General features: G+C 70.8%; 14 protein-coding genes. 4 read left to right on the forward strand and 10 right to left on the reverse strand.

Annotation, left to right across the window (positions count from 1 at the left end; all coding sequences use genetic code 11):
• Window positions 1-327: hypothetical protein (locus tag AB0O28_RS38440; RefSeq protein ID WP_363647704.1), on the reverse strand; the 327-nt coding region annotated here is incomplete at its 3' end.
• 1,017 nt (window positions 328-1,344) lie between these two features.
• Between AB0O28_RS38440 and AB0O28_RS38445 the strand changes: the two genes are divergently transcribed.
• From AB0O28_RS38445 to AB0O28_RS38455, 3 genes are all read left to right on the forward strand, one after another.
• Window positions 1,345-1,821: a DUF222 domain-containing protein gene (locus AB0O28_RS38445; RefSeq protein ID WP_363647706.1), complete on the forward strand. Its 477-nt coding sequence runs from the start codon at window positions 1,345-1,347 to the stop codon at window positions 1,819-1,821.
• 221 nt (window positions 1,822-2,042) lie between these two features.
• The gene (locus AB0O28_RS38450; protein WP_363647708.1) at window positions 2,043-2,801 is read left to right on the forward strand and encodes a glucose 1-dehydrogenase; all 759 of its coding nucleotides are present in this window, start codon (window positions 2,043-2,045) and stop codon (window positions 2,799-2,801) included.
• Window positions 2,802-2,816: 15 nt separating this feature from the next.
• Window positions 2,817-3,827, forward strand: coding sequence for an LLM class flavin-dependent oxidoreductase (locus AB0O28_RS38455; RefSeq protein WP_363647710.1), 1,011 nt, complete (start codon window positions 2,817-2,819; stop codon window positions 3,825-3,827).
• Between the two features lie 274 nt (window positions 3,828-4,101).
• Here the strand turns inward: AB0O28_RS38455 and AB0O28_RS38460 are convergent, their stop codons facing one another.
• The 8 genes from AB0O28_RS38460 to AB0O28_RS38495 form a co-directional block, all read right to left on the reverse strand.
• Window positions 4,102-4,488, reverse strand: a complete 387-nt coding sequence (locus tag AB0O28_RS38460) for an SCO5389 family protein (RefSeq protein WP_363647712.1) — start codon at window positions 4,486-4,488, stop codon at window positions 4,102-4,104.
• Between the two features lie 111 nt (window positions 4,489-4,599).
• The gene (locus AB0O28_RS38465; RefSeq protein WP_363647714.1) at window positions 4,600-5,556 is read right to left on the reverse strand and encodes an ATP-binding protein; all 957 of its coding nucleotides are present in this window, start codon (window positions 5,554-5,556) and stop codon (window positions 4,600-4,602) included.
• 83 nt (window positions 5,557-5,639) lie between these two features.
• Window positions 5,640-7,250, reverse strand: a complete 1,611-nt coding sequence (locus AB0O28_RS38470; protein ID WP_363647716.1) for a serine/threonine-protein kinase — start codon at window positions 7,248-7,250, stop codon at window positions 5,640-5,642.
• Between the two features lie 75 nt (window positions 7,251-7,325).
• The gene (locus tag AB0O28_RS38475; RefSeq protein WP_363647718.1) at window positions 7,326-7,718 is read right to left on the reverse strand and encodes an Rrf2 family transcriptional regulator; all 393 of its coding nucleotides are present in this window, start codon (window positions 7,716-7,718) and stop codon (window positions 7,326-7,328) included.
• Window positions 7,719-7,722: 4 nt separating this feature from the next.
• Complete coding sequence (locus AB0O28_RS38480) at window positions 7,723-8,685, reverse strand: TOBE-like domain-containing protein (protein WP_363647720.1); 963 nt, start codon at window positions 8,683-8,685, stop codon at window positions 7,723-7,725.
• Entirely contained in the window at window positions 8,675-9,472 is a 798-nt protein-coding gene (locus AB0O28_RS38485; RefSeq protein ID WP_363647722.1) for a sulfate ABC transporter permease subunit, read from the reverse strand. The genes AB0O28_RS38480 and AB0O28_RS38485 overlap by 11 nt, the downstream gene beginning before the upstream one ends.
• A complete protein-coding gene (gene cysT / locus AB0O28_RS38490; protein ID WP_363647724.1) occupies window positions 9,465-10,289 on the reverse strand; it encodes a sulfate ABC transporter permease subunit CysT in 825 nt (274 codons plus the stop codon). Before cysT ends, AB0O28_RS38485 begins: the two co-directional genes overlap by 8 nt.
• On the reverse strand, window positions 10,286-11,317 hold the full coding sequence (locus tag AB0O28_RS38495) for a sulfate ABC transporter substrate-binding protein (protein WP_363647726.1): 1,032 nt from the start codon (window positions 11,315-11,317) through the stop codon (window positions 10,286-10,288). Before AB0O28_RS38495 ends, cysT begins: the two co-directional genes overlap by 4 nt.
• Before the next feature lie 225 nt (window positions 11,318-11,542).
• Between AB0O28_RS38495 and AB0O28_RS38500 the strand changes: the two genes are divergently transcribed.
• Window positions 11,543-12,628: a hypothetical protein gene (locus AB0O28_RS38500; protein ID WP_363647728.1), complete on the forward strand. Its 1,086-nt coding sequence runs from the start codon at window positions 11,543-11,545 to the stop codon at window positions 12,626-12,628.
• 12 nt (window positions 12,629-12,640) lie between these two features.
• On the opposite strand, the gene AB0O28_RS38505 is transcribed toward AB0O28_RS38500, so the two are convergent.
• Window positions 12,641-14,059, reverse strand: coding sequence for an LCP family protein (locus AB0O28_RS38505; protein ID WP_363647730.1), 1,419 nt, complete (start codon window positions 14,057-14,059; stop codon window positions 12,641-12,643).
• Between the last annotated feature and the right edge of the window lie 89 nt (window positions 14,060-14,148).

Raw genomic sequence — 14,148 nt, forward strand, 5'->3', positions numbered from 1 at the left:
GATGGGGACGAGCGTGATGAGCGGGCCGATTACGGGCGGCGGTTTCTGCGGGTCCGTCCCGGCAAAGGGGGTGGGCTGGAGGGGGAGTTTTATCTGCCGCGTGAGGCGGCCGCCCGGTTGCGGGTGTTGCTGGACGCCTATGCCCGGCCCCGGGCGGAGGGTGATGACCGGCCGCTGCGGGTACGTCAGGCCGATGCGTTGATCGCGTTGCTGGAGCAGAAGATCGTCACCGAGCTTCTGGTGCTGGTCAACGCCGAGTCCCTCCCCACCGACCCCGCCAACGACCCGGTCCCCGACCAGGGCGACCAGGACGACGACGCCAACCACCCCGAGGACCCCACCGACACCGAGGACAGCGAGAACTGCGAGAACTGCCAGGACACGGAGGACCTCGAGGACACCGGCACCAGCGACGCCGCTGGCCCGGAGGACGCGAATGACGTGAGTGACGTGGATGATGCGGGTGGCGTTGACGTCGTTGACGCTGGCGGCCGGGGTGATGACCTGTGCGATCGCAGTGAGACTACCGAGCCCGCCGCCCCCGAGCTTGCAGAGCCCGAGTCGGCCGCCCCCGAGTCGGCCGCTCCCGAGCTCATCAAGCCCGTCGAGTCCGTGGGACCAGCCGAGCTCATCGAGCCCGCCGAGGAGGCGGTGTGCTCTGCGTCCGGCGAGGCCGAGGGGACGGACGCGGTCGCTCCGGGTGCCGGTGCCGCTGGACCCGGTGACGCGGCCGAATACGCGCAGTCGGAGGGCAACGAGCCGGAAAGCAAGCAGCAGGAAGGGACACAGCCGGAGGGGACGCGGTCGAAGAAGGCACGGTCGGAGGGGACGCGGCCGGAGAAGGTGCGGTCGAGCGAGCCACAGCAGAGCGAGTCACGGTCGGGTAGGTCGCGCTGGGATGAGTGTCGACCGCCGGATCCTTCTTCCGGGGGTACCTCTGCCTGTCACGCCCACGCCGGGCCTCGGCCTGCGGGGGGATGCCGCCATGGGCTGGGCACACCTGAGGCCCACGGCGACGTGCGCGGCGGGCAGCGCCGGCATGGCCTGGGAACGTGCGAGGACCACGGTTGTGACACCTGCGGTCGTGAGGACCACGGCCACGGGCGCCGCAGGCACGGCGAGAGCGCGTGCGGGTGCGGCGGGGCAGGACGCTCGTCGAGCGAGCCGCCGGGGACACCACCGGGACCACCGGAAGGAGCGCCGCAGACGCCGCCCGCAGGGCCGGATCCAAAGCAGGGGTCAGCCCCGGTGACAGGGCTGGGTCCAGCCCCGGCGACAGAGCCGGGGGCAGACTCGGAGCAAGGGCCGGTGCCAGAGCCGGGGGCAGATCCAGGGGCAGACCCGATGGCAGACCCGATGACAGGGCCGGGAACATGGCCGGGGGCCTTGGTGGGGGCGTTGCTGGGCAGGGCGCCGGGGCTGCTGCTGGCCACGGGGCAGGTGTTGCCCGTCTCCGGCGTGCACCGCCTGGCCCGCACCTCCGCCCTGGTACGCCTGGTCATGAACGCCGACGGACAGGTCCTCGACATGGGCCGAAAAGTCAGGCTGGCCACCCCGGCCCAGCGGCGGGCGGTCTTCGCCCGCTACGCCACCTGCTGGATCGACGGCTGCCCCCTGCCCGCGACCATGTGCCAGATCGACCACGCCGACAACTGGAGCACCGGCGGGCTCACGGACCTGAAGCTGCTCGGCCCGGCTTGCCAGTTCCACAACCGTGACCGCTACCAGCACCCCGAGCGCTACACCCGCCACACAACCGGCAAAGACCGCTGGACCTTCACCTACCACCACCCCACCCGAGCCCCGAGGCGGCGGAACTAATCCTGGACTTTCACCGGGCTGGGGATGGAGCGGGCTTCGCGAGTGCCGCGCATTTCTGCCGGCGTGGTGACTCGGCCGAGGTTCATGGACGCCCGCTGGACAAGCGCATGGTGACGCGCCGCACGACCGGGATGGCGCTTCGCGGCGTGGCTGCGCCGAGATACACGGGAGCATGACTCGGAGTAAGTTGCTGTGATCGAATCGGCGCGAGGAGGCTGGCGATGTCACGATTCATCGGGAAGTTCGCGGTGGTCACCGGCGCGGCGCGGGGGATCGGCGCGGCGATCGCACGCCGGTTGGCCGCTGAGGGCGCGGTGGTGGCCTGCGTGGACCTGGCCACGGACCAGTGCGCCTCGATCGTGGACGAGATCACCGTCACCGGGGGCAGGGCGGTCGCGTTCGGCTGTGATGTCTCCGAGGGTGCTCAGGTCGAGGCGCTCGTGCCGAGGGTGATGGCCGAGTTCGGGCGGATCGACGTGTTGGTGAACAACGCCGGGCTGACCCGCGACAATCTGCTGTTCCGTATGTCGGAAGACGACTGGGACAAGGTTGTCGACGTGAACCTCAAGGGCGTCTTCCTCATGAGCCGGGAAGTGCAAAAGCACATGGTGGAGCAGCGGTCCGGAGCCATCGTCAACCTGTCGAGCCGGTCGGCACTGGGAAACCGGGGGCAGGCCAACTATTCGGCAGCCAAGGCGGGCATCCAGGGGCTCACCGCGACCATGGCGATCGAGTTGGGCCCGTTCGGTGTCCGCGTCAACGCGGTCGCGCCCGGATACGTCGCGACGCCGATGACCGAGGCGACGGCCGTGCGGCTGGGGGTGACTCCGGAGGAGCACCAGGCCACCATGGCGCAGGCCGTGCCGTTGCGGCGTGTCGGTCAGCCGACCGAGATCGCGTCGGTGGTGGCCTTCTTCGCCTCCGACGACGCGTCATACGTCACGGGTCAGACGCTTTACGTCAACGGCGGCCCGCGATAGGGCGCGGCCGCAGGTATGCGGATCGGCGTCTTCCTCATCGCGGCGGGGTTTCCTGGTATGGCACCCGGAGACGTGCTGCGCGGCACGGTCGAGGCGATCGAGGCGGCAGAACGAGCCGGGTTCGACGACGCCTGGATCGCCGAGCACCATTTCATGACCTACGGTGTGTGCCCGTCGGCGGCGACGCTGGCAGCCGTGGCGCTGGGCCGCACCTCGCGGATCGTGGTCGGGACGGCGGTCAGCGTGCTGTCCGCCCAGCATCCGATCGCGCTGGCGGAGCAGGCGGCGATTCTCCATCACGTGTCGGACGGCAGATTCCGGCTCGGCGTGGGGCGCGGGGGTCCGTGGCTGGAGCTGGAGGTCTTCGGCACCGGGACGGCGAGGTTCGAGCGGGGTTTCCCCGAGTCGCTCGACCTGCTGTGCTCGGCGTTGACCGACGGGCCGGTGGCGGGGGACGGCGAGTTCTTCCGCTTCCGTGAGGTCACGATGGTCCCGCATGCCTATATGTCGCCGGTCGTCGCCTGCACGTCGGACGGCACGGTGCGGCTCGCCGCCGAACGGGGACTGCCCATGCTTCTCGGCATGCACATCGGCGACGATGAGAAGGCGGAGATGATCGCCGGCTACGAGCGGTACGCCACATTCCCGAGCGCGGTCCCGGCGGCGCACATCGGGGCCGTGCTCGGGCATGTGGCGGACACCACCGAGCAGGCCGTACGGGAGATGCGTGAGTCGCTGCCACGCTGGCTCGGGCCGGGACTGGCCGGGTACGTCCCCGTGGACGGCCGGCCATCCCCACGGCGGAACATTGCGGAATACGTGGACCTGCTGTGCCGGATCCACCCGGTGGGCTCGACGGAACACTGCGTGGAGAAGATCACCGCCACGGTGGCGCGAACCGGGCTGCGGCACCTCATCCTGATGGTCGAGGGCGCCGGTGACCGCGCGCGGACGCTGGAGAACATCGCACGACTCGGCGCTGAGGTGCTTCCGGCCGTCCGGCGGGTCGTGTCACGGTCCGCGTGATGGGCCGTGTGATGGCCGCCGGTTCTCCCGGGCTGGCCCGGGCTGAAGTCCCGAGGCGGGCGGCTGCAGGTGGCCGGTGGTGGCTGGAGGCGGCGTGAACCGGCGCGCCGCCCCCAGCCTGAGCCCGGAGAACCAGCCCGGGAATCTATCCCGGTGGCCAGCCCGGAGATTCAGCCTGGCGGCCAGCTCGGGACCTCAGCCCGGGCCAGTTCGGGAGAACCGGCCGGGTCAGCCGATCGAGCTGGTCGAGCTGGTCCGGGCTGGTCCGAGCAGGTCAGCAGTCGACCAGTTCCGGGCTCTGATTCAGGATCTGCGCCCGCGGTGTGACGAACTCCTGGTAGGCCTCGGTGGCGTCGGGGCGGAACACCGCGACGCGGTGGCAGTTCTGGAAGGCCAGCCGTACGCCGAAGTGCCTTTCGAGGGCGCCGCGCATCGCGTCGCTGGCCAGGCAGCGCAGCAATTGACCGCGAGCGGCCTCGTCGGGCGGCGGCACCTGGTTGTCGGCGAAGTCGGCGCCGGACCGGTCCCGCCGCTCGACCAGCGCGGTGATCGTCGCCCAGGCGTACGGCAGCGAGTCGCGGACGCAGGCGACGAAGGCCGCGTCGTCCACCTCACCGGCGCGGGCCTGGTCGAGCAGGTCGTTGGACACGGACAGTGACATGAGCGTGTTCTCCTCTCGACGGCGTTTCCCCTGTCTCCTCGGACAAGCGGGGAACGCAGTTGACGGTATGTCGAACGCGGCGGGCCTCCATGTGGCGCGGAGGCGACACGTTCATGGGGCGGCGACGGCCGGGCCGTACACGAAGCCGGGGTCGATCTGCGCGACCAGGTCCTGTCCCGTCGCGCGGTTGGCCCATGCGCGGGCGTTCCTGATGTGGAACTCGGCCGCCTGCCTGCCGAACTTCGGCCAGTCCTTGGGCTGCGCGTCGAGTCTGTCGAGCATCGTGGCGAGGGCCAGGTGGCCGGCGGGCTCCAGGTCGTGGAGCGTGAACGGCCGGCCCTGCTCCATGCCGCGGATGGCGGGGGAGTGGCCGAACCAGGTCAGCAGGTCGTCGCCGACGTGCTCGCGGAGGAAGTCGACGTCGTCCGGCGAGTGAATCTTGTTGCCCACGACGGCGATGGCGACGTCGAAGCCGGCGGCGTGGTCGCGGTACTGCCGGTAGACGCTCACGCCCTGCCTGGTCGGCTCGGCGACCAGGAAGGTGAGATCGAACCGGGTGAACAACCCGGAGGCGAAGGAGTCCGCCCCGGCGGTCATGTCCACCACCACGTACTCACCCGGGCCGTCGACCAGGTGGTTGAGATAAAGCTCGACCGCGCCGAGCTTGGAGTGGTAGCAGGCGACGCCGAGGTCGTCCTCGTCGAACGGTCCGGTGACCATGAGCGCGACGCCCTCGACAGGACGGGACGGGAAGAACGGGTCGCCCAGCCGGACCAGCCGGGATCCGCGTCCGGGCGGGGTCGTCTTCACCATGGACGCGGTGTCGCGGATCAACGGGTTGTCCCCGCGCAGGTAGTCCTTGATCTCCTGCAGCATCCCGCCCAGCGGGGGCGGGTGCCCGGCCGCGTCGGCCTTCGCTTCGGCAGGCAGGCCCAGGGCCAGGCCGAGGTGCTGGTTGATGTCGGCGTCGATGGCGACGACCGGTCCTCTCCGCGTCGCGTATCGCGCGAACAGCGACGACAGCGTGGTCTTGCCGCTTCCGCCCTTGCCGACGAACGCCACTCGCATCTTGGCTCCCGATCAAAATGAAAACCGTTGTCACTTTCACTCGTGCGTCATCATGACACAGCCGAGGAGAGCGCGGGCGGATTTCAGGCCGTGGAAGGCGTCGCCACAGGGGGTTGCGAGACGGGCGAGGGCGGCTGGAAGAGCGAGAGCACCCTGACGAGCGTGGGCCACAGGGCGTCCCAGCCGTCGGCGGGAGCGGTCCAGGTGAGCACGCTTGTCGTCGTGGCGGTGGAGATCACCCGTCGGTACTGGTGATATTTCACTCCCTTGTTCAGGTGGTCCCGCGCCGACGCTGTACGCGGGGTCCAGGTGAACTCCCAGTCGGCGGCAGGGCCGTGCCGGCTGGTCACCGTTTCGAGCCGGAGCTTGCGGTAGGTCGTGGCGACCGGGCGGAGGATCGCCTCCGCCTCGCCGAGCGCCGCCAGGGGGTCGGTGCCGCGCTGTGCGGTCACCTCGACCGTGAACGTCGCCTCGCCGTCCCGCGAGCGCCACGAGGTCGAGTACGGCCCCTTCTCGCGAGCCCAGCCGCGGGGCACGCCGACCCGCCAACCGGCGTCAGACGTGTGCCACTTCAGCTTCAGCCGCCGGGCGGGCTGTGCGGACGCCGACGCAGGGGCCGACGCAGGGGCCGACGCAGGGGCCGACGCAGGGGCCGACACAGGGGCCGACACAGGGGCCGACACAGGGGAGGCCGAAGCCGATGGAGCGACAGAGGCGACCGCCCCCGCCTCGGCCCGGTTCTCGCCGCCGGGCCGCAACGCCCCCCAGCCTCCCACCGCCCAACCCCCGGCAGCCCAGCCTCCGAGAGCGCAGCCGACCAGGACGGCCGCCGCCACCCCGACGAGGAGCCGGGTGCGGCCGGGCTTCCGGCGTACGGGCCGGGGCGGGGCGGGCGGCTCGATCTCGCCGAGCAGGCGGTCGGCGGTCTCCGCGTCGATCCGCCGCCTGGGCTCCCGGGCCAGCAGCCCGGTCAGCACGTCGTGTAGCTGCCCGGGCAGGTCCCCGGGCAGGTCATCCGGCGGCCCCTGGCCCCCCGGCGGCCTGCCGGTGACGGCCAGGTGGAGGGTGGCGCCCAGCGACCACAGGTCGGCGGCGGCCGTACGCGGCCCGCCTGCGGCCCGCTCCGGGGCGAGGTACGTCTCGGTGCCACGGCCGGCGGAAGGGCTGCCGGCTTCCGGAGACCGGGCGAACGCCGGATCGGTGGCCGGCACGGACATGCCGAAGTCGGCGAGCAGCACCCGCCCGTCGTGCGCGAGGAGCACGTTGGCCGGCCGGACGTCGCCGTGCCGTACGCCGGCGGCGTGGGCGTGCGTGAGCGCGGACAGCACCGCGCGGGCGACGCGCGCGGCCTCGGCCGGGGGCAGCGGTCCGTCGCCGGAGATCACCCCGTCGAGCGAGCGCGAGGGGACCAGCTCCGTCACGACGTACGGCGTGTCGTCCTCCTCGGCGACGTCGTGGACGGCGGCGATGTGAGGGTGGCGCAGCCGCTCGACCTGGCGGACCTCGCGGGAGATCCGTTGAACGAGCCGCAGCCGCGCGGTCTCGCCGAGGTCGGGGGGCAGCAGGACCTCGCGGATCGCCACGGGCCGGTCGAGCAGCGTGTCGCGGCCCTCCCACATGAGCCCGGTGCGGCCGTGGCCGAGGGCGCGGACCAGCCGGTATCGCCCCACGATGAGCTGCCCAGCAGTACCCATCCCGCCTGCCTCTACGCCACGGCACGTTCCACCTGAATGCGGAGTCTTGCACAAGTACCGGGCGCGCAAAGGTGATTAGAGGGGCGGAAGTGAACCCGTCGCGATGTGGGCGAGCGTGACCTCGGTGAGCGTCGCCTGCTCGTGGTCGCGCAGGGCCGTCCAGACGTCGCCGAGCGGTTCGGCGACGCCGTGGAACCCCTCGCTGTCCTGCGGCGCGCCCTCCATGATGAGGACGACGTCGGCGAGCGTGATCTGCTCGGCGGGCCGCGCGAGCCAGTAGCCGCCATCGGGCCCGCGCTGGCTGTGGATGAGGCCGGCCCGCCGCATCTGCAGCAGGATGTTGTCGAGGAACCGCCGCGGAATGCGCTGGGCGGCCGCGATCCGCTCGGCCGGGAGCGGCCCCGGCGCCGCCGCGGCCAGTTCGGCCGCGGCGCGCAGGGCGTACTGGGTCCGTACGGAAAGCCGCATCTTCTTACACTGCGAGGGCCAGGGATCGGGCGCCGGGCATGGGCCGCAGGTGCACGGTGTCGCCCGGCCCGAGACCGAGCCGGTCGGCCTGCTCCCGTGTCACCTGCACCCACGCCTCGTGCCCGCCGATCTCCACCTCCACGCGCACCTCGAAGCCGAGCCGTACGACGCGGGAGACCACGGCGGGCGAGCCGCCCTCGACGGGATCCTGGCTGATCTCGATGTCGTGCGGGCGGACCAGGCTGCCGCCGATCTCGGTGACCGGGCCCAGGAAACGCATCACGAACGGGTTGGCCGGGTTGTCGTACACCTCGCCGGGGCTGCCGGCCTGCACGACCTCGCCCCCGGCCAGCACCACGATCGTGTCGGCGACCTCGATGGCCTCCTCCTGGTCGTGGGTGACGAACACGGTGGTGACGTGGACCTCGTCGTGCAGCCGGCGCAGCCACGCCCGCAACTCCTTGCGCACCTGCGCGTCGAGGGCGCCGAACGGCTCGTCCAGCAGCAGCACCTCGGGCTCCACCGCGAGCGCCCGGGCCAGGGCCATGCGCTGGCGCTGGCCACCCGACAGCTGGGACGGGTAGCGGTCGGCCAGTTTCTCCAGGTGGACCAGTTCGAGCAGCTCCATGACGCGCTTGCGGATCTCGTCCTTGGGCCGTTTGCGGATCTCCAGCCCGAAGGCCACGTTGCGGAAGACCGTGAGGTGCTTGAAGGCGGCGTAGTGCTGGAACACGAAGCCGACGTTGCGCCGCTGCGGGGACAGCCGGGTGGCGTCGACGCCGGAGATCCGGACGGTGCCGGTGTCGGGCCGTTCCAGGCCGGCGATGACCCGCAGCAGCGTCGACTTGCCCCCGCCGCTCGGGCCGAGCAGGGCGGTGAGCGACCCCGCGGCGACGTCCAGTGACACGTCGTGCAGGACGGGGGTCGTCCCGAACGACTTGTTCACATCGCGTACCTCAATTGCCATGAGACCGATCCTTCGGGCGCAGGAGCTTGGTGAGCAGCAGGGTGACCACGGCGATCAGGGCGAGGGCCGTGGCGGCGGCGAACGCGGCCGGCTGGTCGAAGTTCTGGAACCGCTCCTCGACGAACAGGGTCAGCGTCTGGGTCTGGTCCACGAGGCGGCCGGAGACCACCGCGACCGCGCCGTACTCGCCGAGCGAACGGGCCAGGCAGAGCACGATTCCGTAGCCGAGGGCCCAGCGGATGCCGGGCAGCGTGATGCGGACGAACGTCTGCAGGCGGCTCGCGCCCAGCGTGTGCGCGGCCTGCTCCTGCTCGTCGCCGAGCTCCTCCAGGACCGGTACGACGGCCCGTACGACGAGCGGGAGCGCCACGAAGACCGTGGCCAGCACCATGCCGGGGGTGGAGAAGATGACCTGGAGTCCCCAGCTCTCCAGTAGTCCGCCGACGGGGGAGAACCGGCCGTACACGAGGATGAGCGCGAGCCCGACGACGACCGGTGACACGGCCATCGGCAGGTCGATGAAGGCTCCCAGCAGCCGTTTGCCGGGGAACTCGTGCCGCACGAGCAGGAGCGCGGCGCCGACCCCGAAGACCGTGTTGGCCACGACGGCCCAGCCGGCGACCGTCAGCGTGACTTTGAAGGCGTGCAGGGCCGACGGGGAGGTCAGCGCCTCGGCGAACGGCCCGATCCCGTCTCCGAACGTCCGCCAGATGATCAGCGCCACGGGCAGGACCAGCAGGAACAGGACGTAGACGACGGCGACCAGGCGCAGGACGTGCTTAGCCACGGCGGCTCCCCCAGCGTTGCAGGACGTCGAGCGTGATCAGGGCGACCAGGGCGACCACGAGCAGGACCGTCGAGATCGCGGCCGCACCGGTGGTGTTGTCGCCCTCGATCTGGCTGAAGAGGTTCACCGCGGCGACCTGCGTCTTGAACGGCAGGTTGCCCGAGATGAGCACGGTCGAGCCGAACTCGGCGATCGCCCGGGTGAAGGCGAGGGCGGTGCCGGACAGCATCGCGGGGATGAGGTTCGGCAGGATGACCCGGCGGAAGGTCTGGAACGGCCGGGCCCCGAGGGAGGCCGCCGCCTGCTCCATCTCCGTGTCGAGCTCGAGCAGGACCGGCTGCACCGTACGGACGACGAACGGCAGCGTGACGAACATCAGCGCCAGCACGACTCCGGCCCTGCTGTAGGCGAGATTGATGCCGAGCGGGGACTGCGGGCCGTACAACGCGAGCAGGACGAGACCGGCGACGATGGTCGGCAGCGCGAACGGCAGGTCGATGATCGTGTCGAGCACCGCCCTGCCGGGGAAGCGGTCGCGGACCAGCACCCAGGCGATCACCGTTCCCATGACCAGGTTGACCAGGGCGACGAGCGCCGAGGCCCCGACGGTCAGGGTGAGCGCCGCCCAGGCGTCGGGGGTGGTGACCGAGCGCCAGAAGTATCCGGGGCCCTCCTCGCCCGAGCGCCAGACCACGGCGGCCAGCGGAATCAGCACGATCAGGCTCAGGTACAGCACCGCGACGCCGAGGCCGGCGGCGGTGCCGCCGGCGGGGCGCCGGACAGGTCGTACGGTGATCGCGGTCACTTCCTGCGTCATTTCTCCGTCGCCACGCCGAGCTTGCGCTCGATCTCCGCGACCTTGCCGGTCTTGGGGTCGAAGAAGTCCGTCGTGAGCTTGTCCCAGCCGCCGAGGTCCTGGATCGTGAACAGCTGCGGCGGGGTGGGCCAGTCGAAGCCGGTCACGCCGTCGACGACCGGGCGGTAGCCGTTCTTGGCGAAGATCGTCTGCGCCTCGACCGAGTAGAGGTACTTGAGGAAGGCCGCGGCCTCCTTGGGGTGGGCGCTGTTCTTCGTCACGGCCACCGGGTTCTCGATGAGGAGCGTCGAGTCCGGGACCGTGTAGTCGATCTCCTGGTTGTTCTGCTGAGCGAAGATCGCCTCGTTCTCGTACGTGAGGATCGCGTCACCCTTGCCGCCGGTGAAGGTCTGCAGGGACTTGCGGCCGCTGTCGTCCTGGACCGGCACGTTCTTGAGCAGCGAGTCGAGGTAGGCGAGCCCGGCCGCCTGGTCGGCGCCCTTGTTCGACTTGGCGCCGTACCCCGCGAGGAGGTTCCAGCGTGCGCCGCCCGAGGTGAAGGGGTTCGGCGTGATGACCTCGACCCCGGGCTTGACGAGGTCGTCCCAGGTCTTGATGCCCTTCGGGTTGCCCTTGCGGGTCCCGATGACGACGACGGACTTGGTGAGGATCCCCTTGTTCGGCCCCGCGGTGGGACCGGAGTTCCAGTCCGGCGCGACGATGCCGGCCTTCACGAGCCGGGTGATGTCGGTCTCCAGAGAGAACTCGACGATGTCCGCCTTGAGCCCGTTCGCCACGGCGCGGCTCTGGTCGCCGGACGCGCCGAACGACTGCGTGAAGGTGATGTTCTTGCCCTCGGGCGTCTTCTGGAACGCCTTGATGATGTCCTCGAACGCCGCCTGGGGGGTGGAGTAGGCGACCAGCGCCAACTGAACCTTGTCGCCTGCGCCGTCGCCCCCGCCGGCGTCGCTGCCTCCCCCGCAGGCGGTGACCAGGGTGGTCGTCGCCATGACGGCGGCTGCGATGGCCCCGAGCCTGCGTACTGTCATGCCTGTCCTCTATTCCGTGCGATTCCTACCAAGTCAGTCGGTTTAGTCGATATTAAAGACCGTTCCAGGAATCCCGTCAAGCCCGATGGGTTTCAGAGGTTTGTCACGACGATGACAAACCTGCTTCCAGCGATTGTTGTGAAATTTCCAGACAGGACGTGTCGACAAGTGCTAGGAACGTTCGCTATTGGGACATGACCCAAATCCCACTGAGGAAGGAACTTCATGCGCGACCCGGTCACGGAGGACGCCTATGAGCAGGACGGTTCGTTGATCCGGCCGTACATAGCAGGCGAAGGGCAACACGCCGCGGAGGGGGACCGCTTCTGGTCGGAGGAGCACGACGAGCAGGCTCTGGGCGCCGCGCCGCGCGACCACGGGGACGTGTTGTCCGAGGACTGGCGGCCGGATCAGCCCCCGCAGACCCCCGCCGACCACGCCGACCAGGACGACTACACCGCCGGACGCACCGCTCGGCTCCGCTCCGACGACCTGGCGAGCGACGAGGGCCCGGTGAGCGAGGGGCGCCTGGCGAGCGACGGGGCCCTGATGAGCGAGGGGGGCCTGGTGAGCGACGGCGACACCGATCCGCGCGGCTTCCTCGGCTCGGGCTGGCGCAACACCCCCGATCCGGAGGAGGACGAGGACGAGGGTTCGCGACGCGGCGGGCTGCTGCTGCGGACCGGCCTGATCGCCGTCGGGGTCCTCGGTGCGATCTGGGCGCTGGCGCTGTGGGTCGGACAGCCCTCCGGCGCGGACTGCGCGGAGGCGGACTGCGCCGCCGGGGCGAAGCCGGCCGTGACGGCGCCCGTCTCGCCGGCCGCCGACGGCGACACCGCGACCGGAGAGTCCGGCGACGCCCCCACTGACGTCCCCACCGACGTTCCCACCGGCCCGTCCGATGACGTGCCGAGCCAGGCGCCCAGTGACGCCCCGAGCGACGCCCCCAGGGCGGAACCCACCCGGACCCGGCCCGCGACGTCCGGGACCTCGGCGCCCGCCGCGCCCTCGCACGCCCCCCGGTCCCACGCGCAGAACCCCGGCTCCGGGAACGACACAGCTGACGACGCGGCTGACGGCGCGGCCTCACGCCCGTCGCGGTCCCGCGTGTCGGTCGACACGCCGGAGCGGTCGTCCGGCGACGAGCGGGCCGATGGACGGACCTCGGGGACGGACAGGGCAGGCTCCGAGGAGCAGGCGGCGACGGCCCCGACCTCCGAGCCGGCCACCGAGCAGCCGACGACCGCGCCGGCCCCCGCGCAGGATTCGTCCCGCCGCGGCGGCGGCCTGTTCGGCTGGCTCTTCGGTTAAGAGGCCGGACGGTTAAGAGGCCGTGCAGCTGTCCTGAGTGGCGTCGAAGCCCTCCACGTCGTCAAGCGTCCTGGGGGGCTTCATTCCCTTCCAGTCGGCCCCGATCCCCAGCACGAGGGTCTGCGTGGTGGCCGTGCCCACCCGGCGGGAGCGCGCCTTCTTCAGCTCGCGGTAGAGCCGGGACGCCCGGCTCTCACCGTTGTCCGAATACGCGACGACGGTCTTGGCGTACGGCTTGGGCGCCTGCTCCACCTTGACGATGTGGTAGCCGCGCTGCTCCAGTTCGGCGGCCACCTGGGTGCCGAGGCCCTGCTGCCCGCTGCCGTTGCGGATCAGAATGTGGATCTGCGACTTGGGCACCTTCTGCTCGCCGCTCTTGACGTTCTTGGCGATCTGGTCGGCGGCGACCATCTTGAACAGACGGTCGGCCTGCGGCTGCACCCACTCGACCCGGCCGGGATTGGTGATCGAGTAACGCCAGGGGGTGGTGACGAAGCGGATCTGTCCGGCGGTCAGCCCCTGCGCGCTCGTCGCGAGCTCCTTCATCACGCCGATCGAGAGGTCGGGGTCGGTGGTGATCGACCTGGTCGCCGCGTCGAGGAACCCGAACAGCGTCGCCGGGTTGGTCAGCGTCTCGCCGCTCATGGCCTTCTTGGCCATCGAGGCGAGGAACATCTGCTGGCGCTGGATCCGGCCGATGTCGGACCCGTCGCCGAGCGAGTAGCGGGCGCGGACGTACCCGAGCGCCTGCTCGCCCTTCAGCACCTGCTTGCCCGCGGGCAGGTCGAGCAGGGCCTTCTTGTCGTGGACGGCCTGCGGCAGGCAGACCTGGACGCCGCCCAGCGCGTTCACCATCGCCTTGAAGCCGGTGAAGTCGACCTTCACGAAGTGGTCGATGTGGATGTCGGTGAGTCCCTCGATCGTCTTCCAGGTGCAGCCGATGCCGCCGGAGTTGAACGACTCGTTGATCATGCCGACGTGGGGCCGCTGACCGGGGAGGTTGCCCTTGGGGGAGCAGGCCGGGAGGCGGACGAGCGAGTCGCGGGGGAAGCTGATGAGCACCGCGCCGTCCCGGTTCGGGGAGATGTGCGCCAGGATGATCGTGTCGGTGCGCTCGCCGGGAAACTTGCCGTATTTGGCGTTTGCGCCGTTGCGCTGGTCGGAGCCGACGATCAGCACGTTGAGCGCCTTGCTGATCTTCTGCGGGCGTGCCTCCTCGCCCCCGAGATCCTTCTGGGTCACCGTCTCGTGCTTGACGTTGCCGCTCAGCTTGACGTATCCGCCGACCGTGAACGTGACGGCGCCGGCGAGCACGCCCAGCGCTCCCGACAGCGTGACCCACAGCCAGGCCCGCCACTTCGGGGGCGTCCTGGGTGGCGGCGCCGGAAGGTCCTCCGCCGGGGGCGCCGGACGGACGTCGACGTGACCCACTGTCGTGCTCCTGAGGGTCGGACCAGGCGCTTCTCGCCAGGTCGAAAGCCAGTAGCGGCAAACGGGGCCAAGTGTAGCGATCTCCCCTG

Source organism: Microbispora sp. NPDC088329 (genome assembly GCF_040685655.1).
Classification (GTDB): domain Bacteria; phylum Actinomycetota; class Actinomycetes; order Streptosporangiales; family Streptosporangiaceae; genus Microbispora.